Origin of the sequence: Fibrivirga algicola (assembly GCF_011742925.1) — a bacterium.
In the GTDB taxonomy this organism is placed as follows: Bacteria; Bacteroidota; Bacteroidia; order Cytophagales; family Spirosomataceae; genus Fibrella; species Fibrella algicola.
Map to the genome: position 1 here is coordinate 378,834 of NZ_WAEL01000004.1, position 18,460 is coordinate 397,293.

Genomic DNA, 18,460 nt, shown 5'->3' on the forward strand with positions numbered 1-18,460 from the left:
TTAGAAAGTAAAGACAGAACTTGTTGAAAACTATTCATTTCAGTAAGGCGTACCCATCAACGCTTTACCCACCAAATCAGCAGGCCAGTGCCGGTGACAACGGCCATAGCCAGGGCCAGTACAACGTAGAGTAATCGCGTGGCCAGTCCTCCAAATCGGCCGAAATGCAGCTCCTCCAGCACGTGCTCCGCCTTGTACTCAGCATCGGCTTCGCTGGCCCGAAAAACCTTTGTCAGCTTACCCGTCTGCCCGTCAAATTCGGCAGCCGACGTGAACTTACCCAGAAACGGATTGGCGTCGGCTCCATTGCCCCTAATTACGACCGGCTTACCGGTTTCATCGGGAAAAACGACCACTTCGGGCATAAAACCCGCTAGTTGCCTTTGGCTTTGTGCAATCAGGGCATCGATCGCTTTTACAGGTTCAATACTGGTGGCTTCCTGACGAGCGTCGCGCGGTTTGCCCTCTCCAAACGCGCGTTCGATATGCTCCCAATGGAAGAACGTACCTGACACACTGATTATTAGCAGGAAAGCCAGTGCAGCCACACCAAGGTATTTATGCAGGTCGCCATATAGAATTCGTTTGGGTTTATTCCAGCGAATACCCACCGAGAAAACGCTCAACAGCGATTTTCGGTAATACCAGGTTCCCGTAATCACAGAGCCGATCAGGGAGATGCCAACAATAAACAGAATCCAGTCGCCGACGGGAGGTATCAGGAGGTGCTCATGCAGTTGACGGGCTTTTCTGACAAAAGCGGCTTCTGAATCGCGGTCGCCCAAAAACTGGCCGGTATAAGGGTTTACATAGGCCCACAAGCGTTTTTTGCCGTCACGGACCTCGGCCCGAATGGCCCGGTTATCGGTATTGGCATACAGCGTCATTGTCCTGACTGTGCCGGTTGGATAGTGTCGTTGCAGGGTTTGCAGCACCGTATCGTATGGCTGTCGGGTAGTGCCGGGGGTCACGCTGACGGTCGAGGGATTCAGCCAGCCATCGATGGCATTATCGAACAACAGAATGCTGCCGGTCAGGGTCAGCATCAGCACAAATAGCCCGCCGATGAGGCCGAAAATACGGTGTAGTTTGTACGTAATCTTGTCTAAAAAAGTCATAAAAAAAGTGGCATTCGACAGGTTAACTGGGGAAAATAGAAAGCCGCAACAAACACAGCACCCTACTAATCGATGCGGTCGTTGCGGCTCTGTGTAAAAAGATACCTCGTCAGCGCATGATGGTGAGCATGCCTTTGTAGGTCTGCTTTCCGAAGACGACAGTGTAGTAGTAAACACCCGCCGGGTAGTCAGGTGCGTACCAGCGGAAGGTCCGATCAGTCGAGTCGAAAACCGATTTACCCCAGCGGTTGTAGACCGATACGCGCTCGAACCGTTCCGAGCAGTTTTCGATGGGTACGTTCAGCAAGGCAAAATAGTCGTTCTTCCCATCGTTATTCGGTGTGATCGTATTCGGAATTTTCATCTCCTCATAATTGATCTCCGGCGTTCTCAGCTTCAACACAACACTGGTGGTATCGGTATTTTTGGGCTGGCAGCTCCGATCAGTATTGGCAAAGTCGAGGGTGAAGGTCGCCTCATTCTTGCCCTGCAGAGTGGCGCAGGTGGCCTGCCAGGCAAAGGGCGATTGCAGTTCCGGGCTTCCCGTTTTGTTAGTAAACAACATGCCCGTCGAAGCCAGGTTGAACCCCCGCCCGAGGCCTGTCAGAAATAGCGTATCGGTCTTGTCGGGGTCATTGCCGAACACGGTGAACCGCACGCCACCCGATGTGGTATCGGAGGGTGACACCAGCACCTCAACTACCCGGCCGGGCAGCGAGGTACGTATGCTGGGTGGTTGACTGGAAACGCCCCTCGCTACCAGCCGAACAGTTGTGGTGTCGCGCCGTTCAATGGAACAACGTTTGTTAATGGCGATAAAGTCAACCACGTATTCCGTCTGAGTAGCCTGGGTGCAGTTGGGTTTCCAGGTAAATACACTCGCTACGGTTCCGGTACCCGACTTGGGCGAAAACGTCATGCCTGCACTCGCCAGGCTAAAGCCCCTCCCAACAGCCTCAATAGTCACCGCCCCATTTTGCGAATCTTTTCCGATGCCATTGAACGTCAAGGACGTACCCACGGTCACGGTTGTCTGAGCACTACGCAGATCTGTGCTGGCGGCGGGTTTGGTGGCAGGCGTTGCATTTACCCGTACCAATACGTTGAGGGTTGTAGTAAGTCCCTGCGGACAGGCATCGTCCGTAGCCTGAATCCGCAGCGTTACTGGGTTTCCGTTATTATACAGCGAGCAGGCATCGAAACAGAACTGAGCCGATGTTGTATCACGTCCGGTTGTCGACACCAACACACCCGGCGTAATCGCCAGGCCTGCCAGCGAGCCGCTCCCGTTGGTGATTGAAATGCGCTGGTTGGCGTTGGGATCGGTCACAAACAGGTTCAGGCAAACATTATCGGTATCGTTCAGCGTCAGAATAGTCCCTTCTTTGTAGAAGCTGCTGGCCCCCTGTGCTTTCATCAGCAGTACGGGGGCATCGTTGGTAGGGCAATCGATCGCCTGAAGCTGGTAGTCGCGCCGAACCCGCCCAATAGCTATACCCCGCCGGTATTCGACAACTTCCACCGAAAACACAAATAGCCCCGCCCGGTTGGCCGTCACGCTCAGAATACCCGTTTTGGGGTCTACCCGAAGCGGTACATTACCTGGAATGGCGTTGGTGGCCGAGTAACCGGTATTCCAGCCAACTGATGGGTAAGGGCCGGGGAAAAATCGGGGGGCAATCAGTTGCGTGCCAATACCGGGAATCGGATTATTGCGGTCACTGAACCCGTTATAAGGTGTCGCCATTGAATACACGAGGCTATCACCATCGGCATCGGTAGCCGAAAAATCGAAGACAAACGGACGGTTCAGGCAGATGTAATCCCCTTTTGGCGCTTTAAAAACAGGCGACGAGTTGTACAGGGCGGGTGTTGTAGCGGCAATGGCCGGAAATTCGAGGTAAAACGTCGACGCGGCATCGCCGGGGGCAACAATGTTGGTAATGCCCCCATTCCGGCAGCAGCGTTCCCAGGTAATGTAGTACCCACCCGGATCATTAAACGCCTGGGGGTTCAGCGTTACGTCAAGGCCGTAGCGTATAACGCGTGTGCTTTGTGAGGCCTGCGTACAGTTGGGCAGGGTCGAGGCGATCAGCGATGAGCCGGTACGTGGCAGTTCGAGACCCGACAGAAATACGTTGTCGCGCTTCCGGAAAACACCCAGCACCACCGTTGCATCTTCGGCACCCGGGTTACCCGTAAGCTGATCAAAGTACAAGTTCAGGTTAACCCGGTGCGTAAAGTTTCTGCCAGCGCCGAGGTACTGCAATTCTATTTCGCCCCCCACAATGTGGGTAGCCTTCACCATTCCCGGCAACAGCCCGAAGAGGCCAACCATCAGCAGGAAATGAAAAAACGAACGGTAATGTTGAGTCATACAAATTGGGGCAGGGTGCACTTGGTCCGATAACGGATGCTTAATTTAGCGGATTATCTTTAAATAAATGGTCTGTAGAAGCAGCCGCTAAACTGCCCTTTCCAGACAATCCTTTATAAATCAACTACTTGTTAGTAGTCACATCGAGCAGGTCATTCCAGCGACCTCCATTTTAATGCGCCGTCATAAACACAAACAACCCCAGCTTATTGCCAACCTTTTGGTAGCCGACGTTGCCGCCGAAGGGAAATGCATAATCAAAACCGACGAAGGTGTCATCTTTGTCGAGGGTCGGCCCGGTTACCCGATGCCCGCCCCCGGCGATATGGTTGATATTAAAGTAGTCAATCAAAAAAAGCAGTATCGCGAAGCGGTCATCGAACGAATCGTGACACCATCGGCGGTACGTACCCAGCCGTTCTGCGAGCACTTCGGCGTTTGTGGCGGCTGTAAATGGCAGCACATCCAGTATACCGAGCAGCTCCGCTTCAAGCAGCAACAAGTCATCGATCACCTTACGCGCATTGCCAAGGTTCCGTTGCCGGAGTTTCAGCCGATTGTTGCGGCCGAACCCACGCAGTATTACCGCAACAAGCTCGAATTTACCGTGGCTGCCGGTCGCTGGCTTACCCAGACTGAAGTAGATGCCGGCGAGCGGATGGACTTCCGAGCCGTTGGTTTCCACGTACCCGGCCGGTTCGACAAGGTATTGCCCATCAACCATTGCTACCTCCAGCCCGACCCATCGAACGACATTCGCCTCGCCGTGTCTGATTATATGTTTGCCCATAACCTGGCGGCGTATAACCTGAAAACCCACGAAGGCTACCTCCGGACGTTGATTATCCGCACTGCCGATACCACCGGTCAGGTGATGGTCACGATGCAGGTAGCGCAGGACCATCCCGATACGCTGGCCGCCCTGCTGGATCATCTCCGCGCGCGTTTTCCGCAAATCACGTCGCTGAACTACATCATCAACAAAAAGAAGAACGACAACTACGGCGATCAGGAAGTAATTAACTACGCCGGAACGCCGTATATCGAAGAGCAGATGGTGTCGTCGGCGACCCACCCGCCACTCACATTCCGGATCAACGCCAAGTCCTTTTACCAAACCAATGCCATTCAGGCCCAGAACCTGTATAGCATTGCCCGCGACATGGCTGGCTTAACGGGCAACGAGCTGGTGTATGACCTTTATACGGGCACGGGCACCATTGCGCTATTCGTAGCCCGGCAGGCTAAGCACGTTGTTGGGGTCGAGTACGTCGAAGCCGCCGTGGCCGATGCGCACGTCAACGCCGACGTAAATGGCATTACGAACGCGTCATTCTTTGCCGGCGATATGAAGCTGTTGCTCACCGACGAGTTCTTCGCCCAGCACGGCCGACCCGACGTGGTCATCACCGATCCGCCCCGCGCGGGCATGGACGAGCCCGTTGTTCGGCAGTTGTTGAAAGCGGCCCCTCAGAAGATTGTCTACGTGAGTTGTAACACCGCTACGCAGGCCCGCGACATTGCTTGGCTCGACGAAGCCTACCGCGTTGAAGCCGTACAACCCGTTGATATGTTCCCCCACACGCACCACGTCGAAAATGTGGTGCTACTTACGAGAAAATAGTTTGTGTTTTGTCGTTTGTGGTTGCGCTGCCAATCAGCGGATTGCTTGATTAGCAGCGCAACCACAAACGACAAACCGCAAACCCGTTTATATGACCCTCCTCACTCCGTATCCTTGGCCTGATTACGAACTGATCGATTCGGGCGATTTCATGAAATTAGAGCGGTTTGGCGCCTACGTACTGGCCCGACCTGAACCACAGGCAATCTGGGACTGCTCGCTTTCAGAAAGCGAATGGGAACGGCTTGCCCACGCTACATTTAAGCGCGACAAACAATCACCCGAGCGGGGCGACTGGCTCCGGCTCAAGCCCATTCAGGAACCCTGGACCGTTCGGTTCAACCAGCAGGGCCTCAACCTGACGTTGAAACTGGCCCTTACTTCGTTCAAGCACGTCGGGCTGTTTCCCGAACAGGCTGCCAACTGGACCTACATTCACGATGCGGTAAAAGCGTTGCCGGTAGAAAAACCCCGCATGCTCAATCTGTTTGCCTACACGGGAGGCGCCTCGCTGGCTGCACGCCAGGCCGGGGCCGAGGTAACACATGTCGACTCGGTGAAGCAGGTCATCTCCTGGTCGCGGGAGAGTATGGAGATGAGCAAACTCGACAACATTCGGTGGGTGGTTGAAGATGCCGTTAAGTTTGTCAGGCGGGAAGAGCGCCGGGGTAACACCTATCATGGCATCATTCTCGACCCGCCCGCCTACGGCCGTGGCCCCGATGGCGAAAAATGGCTGTTGGAAGAACAACTGAATGACCTCTTGAAGAGCTGTGCTGCGCTGCTCGACCGGCAGGATTTCTTCTTCATCATTAACCTGTACTCGCTTGGTTTCTCAGCGCTCATTCTTGACAATCTGATGACCCAATGCTTCGGTAACGTACCTAACGGACAGTCAGGCGAGCTTTTCCTGACCGATTCCCACCAGAAACGACTTCCACTGGGCGTTTTCTCTCGTTTTTCTTCCGTAGCTTTGTAAGATAAGTTTGATGTGTGTGGTTTGACGTTGCGCTGCTAGTCACCGAATAGTAAATCAGCAGCGTAACGTCAAACCACACACATCAAACTTATTTCACAACTAACATTATATTGCCTTGGGGACGTTTTGCGGTACATATTGATTTTGTTGGTGGTAGCCATACTGGCGTCGTGCAGTAGCGGCGACCGGCGGCTTTCGCGCATCCCACCTCTCCCCCAGGCTTCCGACAGCGCCCAGACAGCCAATACGCTCCGGGCGCTTACCCGCGCCATTAACCAGTCGTCATCGGCCACGGCCTACGCCAAACGTGCGGTAGTACTCCTGTCTGTAGGGCGTACGACCGAAGCACTCGACGATATCGACGAGGCCATATCACGGAACAACAGCACCGGCTTTTTCTTTCTTGTCCGCGCTCAGGTTATGCGCGCGCTGAAGAAACCTGATCAGGCATTTGACGATGCCCAACGGGCCGAAATTCTGGGCGTGAGTTCCCCCGAACTGTTTACGCTCATTGGCGATGTGCTTCAGCAACAGGCGCAGTACCCCAAAGCTCAACTCTACGTGGCGAAGGCGTTGCAGATGGCTCCCTATGATGGAGAAGCTCATTTTTATAGTGGACTGATGGCTGCCAAACAAGGCGACACGACGCGGGCTTTGGCTCAATATCAGCAGGCATTGCAACTCAAGCCACGCTTCCTGCCCACTTACAATCAATTGACGGCTGTTTACCGGTCGTTGGGCGACTTGAATACGGCGCTGGTATATAACCAGAAAGCCATGCAGTATTTTCCAATCAATGCCGAGTTGCTCTTTCAGCGCGGTATGATTTACCAATATGCAGGCCGGGCCGATAGTGCGCTGATTGCGTACCAGCAAACGGTAAAATTACAGCCCGACTATGTACAGGCTTATTTCCAGGCTGGTCTGATTTTTGACCGATTCCGTAACTATGGGTTGGCGCTACTAAACTTTGAACAGGTTCAGAAACGGAAGCCTACCTTTCCACGTATTGACTTTTACGTGGGGCACGGTGCCGAAATGACCTACCAATGGGATCGGGCGTTGGCTCAGTATACCAGTGCGCTGCAAAAAGACCCAGCCGATCAGGCAGCCCAGATAGGTGTCTGGCGGGTACAACGGCGACAGGCACAAGCCACCTCATCATACAATGACTATTTTCTGAATCAACAATCACCTGAAACCGGGTTATTGCAAGCCCCGTCGACCCGAACACCCGGTGGACGTACCCTCGATACAAGTCGGATCCGTATCGCCCCGATACAGCCCCGAACCCGGATTCATTCGACCAACGATTCGACTTTTAAAGTAAAACAGATTGATTAACATGGTTTGAAGTTTGTTGTTTTTGCGTTGCGTTGCTGGCCACTCTATTAGCGACTTAGCAGCGCAACGCCAAACCTCAAACCAGATAAGAATATGACAACTCAGGATATACAATTACAGGTAGCACTGCCCGATGGCAGTGTCCGTGAGTACCCGGCAGGTTCATCGGGGCTCGACGTAGCCCTTGGTATCAGCGAGGGACTGGCCCGCAATGTACTGGCCGCTAAAGTGAACGGAAAAGTGCAGGACGCCACCCTGCCCATTGAGACGCCAGCCGATGGCAACCCCGTGTCGGTACAACTGCTAACCTGGAATGATCTGGAAGGCAAATCGACGTTCTGGCACTCATCGGCCCACTTACTGGCCGAGGCGCTGGAAGCTCTCTACCCCGGCACTAAATTCGCTATTGGTCCACCCATCGAAAACGGCTTTTACTATGACGTCGATTTTGAAGGCAAGCATTTCTCGCAGGATGACTTCAAAAAAGTTGAAGACAAAATGCTGGAACTGGCTCGGCAGAAAAACACGTACCAACGCAAGGCGGTAAGCAAAGCTGACGCCATTGCTTATTTCGAAGAGAAGGGTGATCCGTATAAGATCGACCTGTTGCAGGGCCTCGAAGATGGTAGCATCACCTTCTATACGCAGGGTAACTTTACCGACCTGTGCCGTGGACCACACATTCCGAACACGGGCTTTATCAAAGCAGCAAAAGTGATGAACGTGGCCGGTGCCTACTGGCGCGGCGACGAGAAGAACAAAATGCTGACGCGTATATACGCGATCACGTTTCCGAAACAGAAGGAACTGGAAGAATACCTGACCTTACTGGAAGAAGCCAAAAAACGCGACCACCGCAAACTCGGTAAGGAACTTGAACTGTTCGCCTTCTCAGAAAAAGTGGGTCAGGGTTTGCCGCTGTGGCTCCCTAAAGGTGCCATCATCCGCGAACGGCTCGAAAACTTCCTGCGCAAAGCCCAGGTACGTGCTGGCTATTCGCCGGTAGTAACGCCCCATATTGGCAGCAAGCAATTGTACGTAACATCGGGACACTGGGAGAAGTACGGCGAAGATTCGTTTAAGCCCATTCTGACCCCCGATGCTGGCGAGGAGTTTTTGCTGAAGCCAATGAACTGCCCACACCACTGCGAGATTTACAAGACAAAACCCCGCTCGTACCGCGACCTGCCACTGCGGCTGGCCGAGTTCGGAACGGTGTACCGCTACGAGCAGTCAGGCGAGCTGCATGGCCTGACCCGGGTACGTGGGTTTACGCAGGACGATGCCCACATTTTCTGCCGTCCCGATCAGGTACGTGAGGAGTTCATGAAAGTAATTGATCTGGTATTGTACGTCTTTAAAGCCTTGGGCTTCAACGATTACAGTGCGCAGGTATCGCTTCGTGACCCCGATAATGGCACCAAGTACATTGGTTCAGATGATAACTGGGAGAAGGCCGAATCGGCCATCATCGATGCGGCGAACGAGAAAGGGCTGCCCACCGTTATGGAGAAGGGTGAAGCTGCTTTCTACGGTCCCAAGCTGGATTTCATGGTACGCGATGCCTTGGGCCGCAAATGGCAGTTAGGCACCATTCAGGTCGATTACAACCTCCCCGAGCGTTTCGAACTCGAATACACCGGCGCCGATAACCAAAAGCATCGGCCTGTGATGATCCACCGGGCCCCCTTCGGTTCGATGGAACGCTTCATTGCCATCCTGATTGAAAACACAGCCGGTAACTTCCCCCTCTGGTTGTCGCCCGATCAGATTGCCGTGTTGCCCATTTCAGAGAAATACGAAGACTATGCCAATGAGCTGTTTTTGACGTTGCAGGAAAATGACATCAGAGGGTTTGTGGATGTGCGTGACGAAAAAATCGGCCGTAAAATCCGCGACGCTGAAGTAGCAAAAGTGCCGTACATGCTTATTGTCGGCGACAAAGAACAGGCAGAAGGCCGGGTATCGGTTCGTCGTAAAGGCGAAGGTGATCTGGGCAGCATGACTGTTGCCGAATTTACGGCGTTGTTCCAGCAACAAGTAAAAATATAGTTTCGGGTTTGCTGTTGTTGTGTTACTCATGATCTGACGAAACGACGTCAACCGGCAAACCCGAAACCTAAAAGCTGAAACTTTACCCATTTCAATTCGTTTACCAAACCAACAAGTAGTCACATTAACCAAACCATATGGCATTACCCCAACGGAGACCACCCCGTCGCGTGGTGGAAGAACCCTACCGAATTAATGAACGCATCCAAGCTCGCGAGGTGCGTGTTGTCGGCGAAAACGTCGAGCAAGGCATTTTTGGTATCCAGCAGGCTTTAGCGATCGCTAAAGCCCAGAGCTTAGATCTGGTGGAGATTTCACCAAACGCGACCCCTCCGGTTTGCCGCGTCATCGACTACTCGAAATTCAAATACGAGCAGAAGAAGAAGCAGAAAGAAATTAAGTCGAACGCCCAGAAAGTGGTGATCAAAGAAATCCGTTTCGGTCCGAACACGGATGATCACGACTTCGAATTTAAGCTGAAGCACGCCCTGACGTTCCTGAAAGAAGGTGCCAAGGTGAAAGCGTACGTACACTTCGTTGGCCGTTCGATTGTTTTTAAAGACCGGGGTCTTCAGATCCTCGAGCGCTTCTCGAAAGGCCTGGAAGAAGTAGGCAAAATTGAGCAGGAGCCCAAACTCGAAGGCAAACGTATGATTATGTTCCTTGCCCCGAAAGTGGTGCAGGTGAAGAAATAAAAAAGTTTGAGGTTTGTTATTTGACGTTTGTAGTTGCAATGCTAAGTCAGCGAAGCAACCATAAACGTCAAACAACAAACCTCAAACTTTTTTTGTACCTTTGCGGCCTGTTTATTTAACGCGACCGGCGTTCCGGCCCATTTCAATTATGCCAAAGCAAAAAACAAACTCGGCTGCCAAAAAGCGTTTCAAGCTGACCGGCACCGGAAAACTCAAGCGGAAGCACGCCTTCCACTCACACATTCTGACTAAGAAAACAACGAAGCAGAAGCGGAATCTGGCTCATTCGTCGACGGTACACCCGACGAACATGACCCGGATCAAAGCGCTGTTGCGTTTGAGCTAGTCTATTTTTTTCGGTTATCTATTTCACCCGACTCAGGGCAACTAAGTGGCAACCAGTCGAGCATCAGTAGTCCTCAATTGGAACCCCGCCCGCGTCAAAAAAAGCAAGTAACATGCGTTCAGTCAATCACGTAGCCTCACGGGCACGTCGCAAGAAAATTTTAAAACTGGCCAAAGGGTTCTTTGGTCGTCGTAAAAACGTTTGGACCGTTGCCAAAAATGCGGTAGAAAAAGCGTTAGTATATGCCTACCGTGACCGGAAAGCCAAGAAACGCGACTTCCGCGGTCTCTGGATTCAACGGATCAACGCGGGTGCCCGTCAACATGGTATGTCGTACTCGGCATTCATGGGCGCCCTGAATAAATCAGGTATCGAATTGAACCGGAAGGTTCTGGCCGATTTGGCCATGAACCATCCAGAGGCCTTCAAAGCGGTTGTCGACCAGCTTAAATAAACAGAGCTTACCCATGCAAAACCCCGACTGACTCAGTCGGGGTTTTTGTTTGCCCTATGTTTCAATAACCCGCGTTTTTACCCCAACGCGTGGCTCGCCTTCTTTTAGTTTGCCCAATAGATACACGTCAATTTCGGTTTTGCCGACGCGAAACACCTGGCGGTCAGTAAGGGTAGCTTCCAGCGTTTCTTTCAGCTTCTGAAATTGGGCCGTTTTAGCTTTTTCTTCGTCGTCAAACCACTCTTCCATCGTCACTACCGGTTCCCAAAACTTGGCTTCGGTGATTTCCTCTACATAATTAGACGGTGGCAGCATGAGCCAATCTTTCATGTGGCTAACCGTTAATGGCTCAGCCATGCGCAGGTACGTTTCTACGGGCTCAAGTGGCTCGTCTGATTCGCTGGGGTATAACAAATCGGCGAGCAGTGGGGTTACCTGTTGGACAAAAGCACTGGCTTCTGTCCCAGATTGTGGGGGTGAGTTTGTTTCAGGTACGTTACTATCTGGCTGTTCGGTCGTCATAGCAGTGTTTTAATCAGGTACGTGTAAAGTAATAGTGCAATAACCATTGGTTAGCAGTAATCAGTGTCGACAGGGTAACCAAGCCGTTATTTTGTTTTGCTCACTAAGCAATTATCCTCAACCTATTACTTTTAGCTGCTTAACCAAATCCAAATCAATCTCAATTTTCCAAACCAAGATTATGTTCGAGACCCTAATGAACCTTGTCCAGCAAAATGCGGGCAGCTCAATTATCAATAATCCGGCTATTCCAAATGAGCATAACAACACGGCTATGGAAACCGTAGTGCAAAGTATGATGGGTGGTCTGAGCCAGCAAGCGCAGGGCGGAGGCCTCGGTAATCTGCTTGGAATGGTTGTTAATGGTGGCGGTAATGTACAGGATAATCCGGTAACGCAGGGGGTTCAGCAGAATGTTGAGCAGAGCTTGATGCAGAAGCTTGGCATTTCACCACAGGTAGCCATGTCTATCGCCAGCACGTTGGTCCCAATTGTACTCAGTAAGATGATGAATAAGGCCGCTGATCCAAATGACCCCAGTATTGATGGTAACAGCATTATGGGTGCTGCTACAGGCAAACAGGGCATGGATTGGATGGGCATGGCTGGTTCAGCGATGGCCGATGGTAAGCTTGATATGAACGACCTAATGCGTGTGGCTGGTGGCCAATTAGGCGGCGGTACTACTGGGGGACTAGGCGGTATGCTCGGTGGTCTTTTCGGCGGAAAATAAACACGCCCCATTCTATAGGCTTCGAACCAGTTCAGTCTGGTAGAAGCCGACAAAAAGCTCACGGTTTCGATCGTGAGCTTTTTTTATTGATAGCTGGCTACGCTTTTGCTCGCTAACCCGGCGCACTCTGCCATGTCGTTCAATGAGTCGATCCGTTTTCTGTCAAAGCGGCCCGCTGCGTGGTTTTTCTCTGCCAATCTGTCACAAATTAGAACAAAAAAGTCGACTGGCATTTTGCTTGATATAAGAGGGATAACCGGTTGCTCACAGTGTAACTGGCCGATCATTAACCACAGTACATCGCTAAATCATCATCCGACTGTTGGGCTTTGGCCCAGTAGTTCAATTTATCACATATGGGAAAGATCATAGGTATTGACTTAGGCACCACCAACTCGTGCGTTGCCGTGATGGAGGGGAACGAGCCCGTTGTTATTCCAAACAGCGAAGGCCGTCGTACCACCCCGTCGGTAGTGGCGTTTATGGATAACGGCAATGGCGAGCGCAAAATTGGCGACCCTGCCAAACGCCAGGCCATTACCAACCCGCAAAACACTATTTCATCGATCAAGCGGTTCATGGGCAAACGTTTCAACGACGTGGCCAATGAAACCAGCCAAATGCCGTACACCGTTGAGCGTGGCCCAAATGACACCCCTCGGGTACGTATTGGCGATCGTCAATATACACCTCAGGAACTTTCAGCGCTGATTCTTCAAAAGATGAAGCAGACCGCTGAAGATTATCTGGGACAAACTGTAACGGAGGCCGTTATCACCGTTCCAGCTTACTTCAACGATGCCGAGCGTCAGGCCACTAAAGAAGCTGGTCAGATTGCCGGTCTTGATGTAAAGCGGATCATTAACGAGCCAACAGCAGCTGCCCTTGCCTACGGTCTGGATAAGACCAGCAAGGACATGAAAATCGCCGTGTTTGACCTTGGCGGTGGTACGTTCGATATCTCGATCCTGGAACTGGGCGATGGCATCTTCGAAGTAAAATCGACCGACGGTGATACGCACCTTGGTGGTGACGACTTCGACCAGGTGATCATTAGCTGGTTGGCGCAGGAGTTCATCAACGACGAAAACATCGATCTGCGGAAAGACCCAATGGCGCTCCAACGCCTGAAGGAAGCCGCAGAGAAAGCGAAGATTGAGCTATCGAGTTCATCGTCGACGGAGATCAATCTGCCCTACATCATGCCGGTAAACGGTATTCCTAAGCACTTGGTACGCACCCTGAGCCGGGCGAAGTTTGAGCAACTGGCCGACTCGCTGATTCAGCGGAGCCTGGAGCCTTGCCGTCGTGCCTTGAAAAACTCAGGTTTGAACGCCAGCCAGATCGACGAGGTGATTCTGGTAGGTGGTTCAACGCGGATTCCGAAAGTACAGGAAGAGGTAGAGAAGTTGTTTGGCAGGAAGCCATCGAAAGCCGTTAACCCAGATGAAGCCGTAGCCATTGGTGCTGCTATTCAGGGTGGTGTATTGACGGGTGAGGTGAAAGACGTACTGCTACTCGACGTTATTCCGCTGTCGCTGGGTATCGAAACCATGAACGGTGTGTTCACCAAAATGGTAGAAGCCAACACGACGATTCCGACCAAGAAAACGGAAACGTTCTCAACGGCATCTGACAACCAGCCAAGCGTAGAAATCAATGTGTTGCAGGGCGAACGTCCGATGGCGGCTCAGAACCGTCAGTTAGGTCGGTTTATCCTGTCAGACATTCCACCAGCACCACGTGGCGTACCGCAGATTGAAGTGACCTTCGACGTAGATGCCAACGGTATCCTGAACGTAACGGCCCGCGACAAAGGCACTGGTAAAGAGCAGAAAATTCGGATTGAAGCCAGCAGTGGCCTCACTGACGCTGAGATTACCCGGATGCGTGAAGAAGCGAAAGCCAACGAAGCATCGGATAAGGCAGAGCGCGAAAAAATTGAGAAGGTGAACAGCGCCGACTCGATGATTTTCCAAACCGAGAAGCAACTGAAAGACTACGGCGACAAACTGTCGGCTGGTAATAAAGAAGCTATCGAAAGCGCCCTGACGCAATTACGCTCCGCCCACGGTTCGCGTGACGTTGCTGCGATCGATACGGCGATGGAAGCGATTACCGCTGCCTGGAACGCTGCTTCGCAGGAAATCTACGCGGCCACACAAGGTCAGGATGGCGGTGCCAACCCGATGGATGGCTTCGGCGGACAACCCGGCGGTGGTCAGCCAAACGGCGCACAGAACCAGCCTACCGACGGTGACGTGTCAGACGTTCCCTACGAAGAAGTGAAGTAATTTCAAGTACTCCATATGTAGCCCTGCTGAGGAAACTCGGCAGGGCTTTTTTGTACTAAAAATCGCTGACATACACGATTCTGGTTATGCATGTAGCGTTTTTCAAATGCAGAAGTCGAATTCGCGTATAAGCAGAACTGAACCGTAGTATCCTGCACCGTAGAAGCCGACAAACACCTGAGACTTACTCACGGTTATGTTTTCTATTAATGTAGTTGCCGACCCTAAGTAGACATGGCAAGGTATATTCGTTATTGATCGTGGGCAGACGGTAAGGATCGCGTGGTTTTCGCTTTACTGGGTACGTTGCCATCTGGGCGCTGGTATTAGCTCAAACAGTAACTTATTTAGACACATCGCTGCTCATTCTTCGAATGAAATCACTCAAAACACCCCTACTCTGGCTGGCTTTCCTGGCCATTGCCGTTGTCTCCTGCATAAAAATGGCACCCGGCGGAGGTGCTTCCAAGACGTCGAAGTCAACGGCCCTGGTGATCCGGGAAGACCCTGCGCAGGGACTTGCCAACGCGAAAACAGTTCGCGGCAACACGCCCCTGAAAGTAGCCGATGGCCTTCAGGTATCGTTATGGGCCTCTGACTCGCTGGCACCCGACCCGGTTGCCATGTCAATTGACGATAAAGGACGGGTGTATCTGACACGGACGAACCGCCAGAAAAACTCTGAATTCGATATTCGCGGCCACCGCGACTGGATGACTGAGTCGATTGGTTTGCAGACGGTGGAAGATCGACGGGCTTTTTTACGCAAGACGTTCGACCCGGCCAAAAGCAAGCAGAACGAGTGGCTGAAAGACCTCAACGAAGACGGTAGCCACGACTGGCGCGACCTGGCCGTTGAAAAAGACGAGGTGTGGCGACTGGAAGACACGAACGGCGACGGCCTGGCCGACGTATCGATGCGCATTTTGAGCGACTTCTTCGACGAAATAACCGACGTGGCAGGTGGCATACTGGTACGGGCGCAGGACACGTTCATTGCCATTGCCCCCGATATGTGGCGGTTGAAGGACACTAATGGTGACGGCGTACTGGACCAGAAGACGTCGATTAGCCACGGCTACGGTGTTCATGTCGGTTTCAGCGGCCACGGTATGTCGAACCCGATTGAAGGGCCGGACGGAAAAATTTACTGGAACATCGGCGACATCGGTGCCAACATCACCACGGCGGAAGGTGTCAATCACAAGCGGTCGAACGAAGGCATCATTGCGCGGTCGAACCCAGACGGCACCAACTTCGAGATCTTTGCCGGTGGTCTTCGCAATACGCACGAATTTGTATTTGATGAGTACGGCAACCTGATCAGCTCAGACAACGATGGCGACCACCCCGGCGAAAGCGAGCGGTTAGTGCACGTGGTAGAGGGTTCAGACGCCGGCTGGCGGTCAAATTGGCAGTATGGTAAATACACCGATCCGAAAAACAACCTGTATAAGGTATGGATGGACGAGAAGCTGTTCAAACCCCGCTGGGAAGGTCAGGCGGCTTATATTATTCCCCCCATCATGAACTTCCACAATGGCCCGACCGGCATGGTTTATAACCCCGGCACCGCTCTGGGTTCTGCCTGGAAGAATAAGTTTTTCCTGGTTGAATTTGTAGGTAACCCAGCCCGTTCGCCAATCTGGTCGTTTGGTCTGAAGCCGAAAGGCGCATCATTCGTGCTGGATGGCGAACAGAACATTCTAGCTGGTCTGTTGCCAACGGGCATCCGGTTCGGCCCCGATGGCGCCCTGTACGTAGCCGACTGGATTAACGGCTGGGACACAAAAAACTATGGCCGTGTCTGGAAACTGGACGTCACCTCGGATAAAAATGATTTGAGTGCATTGCGCGCTGACACAAAACGGCTGATGCAGTTGACGTACTCGACACAACCAGTCGACATGCTATATGGCTTGTTGAGCAATCCGGACATGCGCATTCGGTTGAAAGCCCAGTTCGAACTAGCCGCTCGCGGAGCCAGCGGTGCCGCATCGCTGAACAAAGCCATCGCTCAGACAACCAGTCAATTGGCCCGGATTCACGGCATTTGGGGCTTAGGACAGCTTGCCCGTCAAGATAAAACTTATGGTAAACCGCTGGTGGGTCTACTGACCGACAATGACCCTGAGATCGTAGCACAGGCGGCCAAAGTAATTGGCGACGAGATGCTTTCGGAAGCCGCGCCAACGCTCGTTCCACTGCTGGCCAGCAAACAGCCACGCATCAAGTTCTTCAGTGCTCAGGCTTTGGGTCGACTGAAGCACCAGGCTGCGGTTGAGCCGTTGCTGGCGATGATCAAGGCCAACAACGACGAAGACGTTTACCTGCGCCATGCGGCGGTACTTGCGCTGTCGCGTATTGGACAGGTAGAGCCCATTGCAGCGCTGGCGAAAAGCCCCGACAAGTCCTTACGGCTTGCTTCTGTGCTGGTGCTGCGTCGTATGAAGAATGATAAGATAGCGCTCTTCCTGAAAGATAGCGACGAATACATCGTGACGGAAGCAGCCCGCGCCATCAACGACGATGAGTCGATTCCGGCGGCATTACCGGCACTGGCAAGTACATTGGCCGACAGCCGATTCACGTCGGAGCCGCTGCTGCGCCGCGCCATCAACGCCTGCCTGCGGGTGGGTGGGCCTGAGCAGATCAGCCAGCTTCTGGCCTTCGCCAAGCGCACCGACGTTGATAAGGCACTACGGGCAGAGGCCCTGGCGACGCTAGGTACGTGGGCAAACCCGTCGATACTCGACCGGGTAGACGGACGCTATCGGGGAGCGCTGCAGCATGATCTGGCATCGGTACAGAAAGCCGTGCAACCAGTCCTGAATGACCTCCTGCAAAGCGCGGAACCTGCCGTTCTGATCGCTTCGGCACAGATGGCAGGTAATCTGGGGCTGACAAGCGCAACGACCAAACTGGCGGCCATCCAGCAGGAAAGCAGTTCAGCCGAGGTCCGTGGAGCTATGTTGACGGCCTTGAACACGCTGAAGTACACAGGCATGGAATCAGCGTTGAAACTGGGCATGAGCGACTCGAACGCAGACGTACGCACCGTGGCGCTGGGGTTGATGCGCGGCCAGAACCTATCATCGGCGGCACTGACCGAGATGTCGAAAACGATTTTCGAGAAAGGTACTGAAAAGGAACAACAGCAACTGATTCAGGTACTAGGGGCTATGCCGCTGGCAAATACAGAGCCAATCCTCGTTGGCCTGATCGATCGGATGGCGGCGAAATCGCTACCGCCTAGCCTGGCGCTGGAGTTGAACGAAGCTGTTGATTCAACTAAATCGGCGGCCCTTATTGCAAAACTGGCTCCATTCCGCTCTACTGGCATGACCGTAGCCGATTACCAGGATGCGCTGTTTGGGGGTGACCGGCAGGCTGGACGACGTTATTTTATGACTAACTCAACCGGGCAATGCGTGCGTTGCCACGCCATCGGCGGGCAGGGTGGCGAAGTAGGTCCCTCGCTGACGAACATCGGCAACGTACTCACCCGCGATCAACTGTTGCAGGCGCTGATTGAGCCAAGCGCCCGGTTGTCGCCCGGATACGGCTCAGTGGTGTTGACGCTGGCCGATGGGCAGACCGTCAGCGGTGTATTGATGCAGGAGTCAGGCAGCGAACTGGTGCTGAAAACGACCGAAGCCGAACCATTAAAAGTAGCCGTGTCGCGGATTACCAAGCGCGAAAATATGCCGTCGAGTATGCCGCCAATGGGCTATCTGCTCTCGAAACGCGAAATCCGGGACGTTGTTGAGTTTCTTACTAACCTGAAAGGTGGTAGGTAAAAAGATTCTGGCACGGAGTTTGTAAGTGTATTTATACCCATAAATTCGCTGATAGACAGCCTCACATAACACACAACACTCGGTAAGCCCGCTAACTCTCGTTGGCGGGCTTATTTGTTTGC

Annotated in this window: 13 protein-coding genes; 10 read left to right on the forward strand and 3 right to left on the reverse strand. The window is 52.8% G+C overall.

The window, feature by feature from the left end; genetic code table 11:
- Window positions 1–56 precede the first annotated feature (56 nt).
- Both F7231_RS12955 and F7231_RS12960 read right to left on the reverse strand, forming a co-directional pair.
- On the reverse strand, window positions 57–1,118 hold the full coding sequence (locus tag F7231_RS12955; RefSeq protein ID WP_166692195.1) for a PepSY-associated TM helix domain-containing protein: 1,062 nt from the start codon (window positions 1,116–1,118) through the stop codon (window positions 57–59).
- A gap of 109 nt (window positions 1,119–1,227) precedes the next feature.
- A complete protein-coding gene (locus tag F7231_RS12960) occupies window positions 1,228–3,495 on the reverse strand; it encodes a T9SS type B sorting domain-containing protein (protein ID WP_166692196.1) in 2,268 nt (755 codons plus the stop codon).
- Between the two features lie 175 nt (window positions 3,496–3,670).
- Here F7231_RS12960 and rlmD point away from each other — a divergent pair, with 175 nt between their 5' ends.
- The 7 genes from rlmD (at window position 3,671) to rplT (ending at window position 10,989) form a co-directional block, all read left to right on the forward strand.
- Window positions 3,671–5,119 carry a 23S rRNA (uracil(1939)-C(5))-methyltransferase RlmD gene (rlmD, locus tag F7231_RS12965; protein WP_166692197.1) on the forward strand — a complete coding sequence of 483 codons (1,449 nt, stop codon included), beginning with the start codon at window positions 3,671–3,673 and terminating at the stop codon, window positions 5,117–5,119.
- 91 nt (window positions 5,120–5,210) lie between these two features.
- Window positions 5,211–6,098 (forward strand): class I SAM-dependent rRNA methyltransferase, encoded by an 888-nt coding sequence (locus F7231_RS12970; RefSeq protein WP_166692198.1) that lies wholly within the window; start codon window positions 5,211–5,213, stop codon window positions 6,096–6,098.
- Between the two features lie 126 nt (window positions 6,099–6,224).
- Window positions 6,225–7,442: a tetratricopeptide repeat protein gene (locus F7231_RS12975; protein WP_085413474.1), complete on the forward strand. Its 1,218-nt coding sequence runs from the start codon at window positions 6,225–6,227 to the stop codon at window positions 7,440–7,442.
- A 93-nt stretch (window positions 7,443–7,535) separates the two neighbouring features.
- Window positions 7,536–9,494: a threonine--tRNA ligase gene (thrS, locus tag F7231_RS12980; RefSeq protein ID WP_166692199.1), complete on the forward strand. Its 1,959-nt coding sequence runs from the start codon at window positions 7,536–7,538 to the stop codon at window positions 9,492–9,494.
- A 137-nt stretch (window positions 9,495–9,631) separates the two neighbouring features.
- The gene (infC, locus tag F7231_RS12985) at window positions 9,632–10,189 is read left to right on the forward strand and encodes a translation initiation factor IF-3 (protein WP_085413472.1); all 558 of its coding nucleotides are present in this window, start codon (window positions 9,632–9,634) and stop codon (window positions 10,187–10,189) included.
- A gap of 148 nt (window positions 10,190–10,337) precedes the next feature.
- Window positions 10,338–10,535, forward strand: a complete 198-nt coding sequence (rpmI, locus tag F7231_RS12990; RefSeq protein ID WP_085413471.1) for a 50S ribosomal protein L35 — start codon at window positions 10,338–10,340, stop codon at window positions 10,533–10,535.
- A gap of 112 nt (window positions 10,536–10,647) precedes the next feature.
- On the forward strand, window positions 10,648–10,989 hold the full coding sequence (gene rplT, locus F7231_RS12995; protein ID WP_085413470.1) for a 50S ribosomal protein L20: 342 nt from the start codon (window positions 10,648–10,650) through the stop codon (window positions 10,987–10,989).
- A 54-nt stretch (window positions 10,990–11,043) separates the two neighbouring features.
- Here the strand turns inward: rplT and F7231_RS13000 are convergent, their stop codons facing one another.
- Complete coding sequence (locus F7231_RS13000; RefSeq protein WP_166692200.1) at window positions 11,044–11,511, reverse strand: nuclease A inhibitor family protein; 468 nt, start codon at window positions 11,509–11,511, stop codon at window positions 11,044–11,046.
- Between the two features lie 181 nt (window positions 11,512–11,692).
- Here F7231_RS13000 and F7231_RS13005 point away from each other — a divergent pair, with 181 nt between their 5' ends.
- The 3 genes from F7231_RS13005 (at window position 11,693) to F7231_RS13015 (ending at window position 18,338) form a co-directional block, all read left to right on the forward strand.
- A complete protein-coding gene (locus F7231_RS13005; protein ID WP_085413468.1) occupies window positions 11,693–12,244 on the forward strand; it encodes a DUF937 domain-containing protein in 552 nt (183 codons plus the stop codon).
- A gap of 356 nt (window positions 12,245–12,600) precedes the next feature.
- Entirely contained in the window at window positions 12,601–14,538 is a 1,938-nt protein-coding gene (dnaK, locus tag F7231_RS13010) for a molecular chaperone DnaK (RefSeq protein WP_085413466.1), read from the forward strand.
- Window positions 14,539–14,912: 374 nt separating this feature from the next.
- Window positions 14,913–18,338 carry a DUF7133 domain-containing protein gene (locus F7231_RS13015; protein WP_166692201.1) on the forward strand — a complete coding sequence of 1,142 codons (3,426 nt, stop codon included), beginning with the start codon at window positions 14,913–14,915 and terminating at the stop codon, window positions 18,336–18,338.
- The last annotated feature ends 122 nt before the right edge of the window (window positions 18,339–18,460 follow it).

Bases quoted from the DNA above. Each gene is read 5' to 3' on its own strand.
- F7231_RS12955 (WP_166692195.1), bottom strand. From the start codon at position 1,118: ATGACTTTTTTAGACAAGATTACGTACAAACTACACCGTATTTTCGGC.
- F7231_RS12970 (WP_166692198.1), top strand. From the start codon at position 5,211: ATGACCCTCCTCACTCCGTATCCTTGGCCTGATTACGAACTGATCGAT.
- infC (WP_085413472.1), top strand. From the start codon at position 9,632: ATGGCATTACCCCAACGGAGACCACCCCGTCGCGTGGTGGAAGAACCC.
- rpmI (WP_085413471.1), top strand. From the start codon at position 10,338: ATGCCAAAGCAAAAAACAAACTCGGCTGCCAAAAAGCGTTTCAAGCTG.
- rplT (WP_085413470.1), top strand. From the start codon at position 10,648: ATGCGTTCAGTCAATCACGTAGCCTCACGGGCACGTCGCAAGAAAATT.
- F7231_RS12960 (WP_166692196.1), bottom strand. From the start codon at position 3,495: ATGACTCAACATTACCGTTCGTTTTTTCATTTCCTGCTGATGGTTGGC.
- F7231_RS13005 (WP_085413468.1), top strand. From the start codon at position 11,693: ATGTTCGAGACCCTAATGAACCTTGTCCAGCAAAATGCGGGCAGCTCA.
- F7231_RS13015 (WP_166692201.1), top strand. From the start codon at position 14,913: ATGAAATCACTCAAAACACCCCTACTCTGGCTGGCTTTCCTGGCCATT.
- F7231_RS13000 (WP_166692200.1), bottom strand. From the start codon at position 11,511: ATGACGACCGAACAGCCAGATAGTAACGTACCTGAAACAAACTCACCC.
- rlmD (WP_166692197.1), top strand. From the start codon at position 3,671: ATGCGCCGTCATAAACACAAACAACCCCAGCTTATTGCCAACCTTTTG.
- thrS (WP_166692199.1), top strand. From the start codon at position 7,536: ATGACAACTCAGGATATACAATTACAGGTAGCACTGCCCGATGGCAGT.
- dnaK (WP_085413466.1), top strand. From the start codon at position 12,601: ATGGGAAAGATCATAGGTATTGACTTAGGCACCACCAACTCGTGCGTT.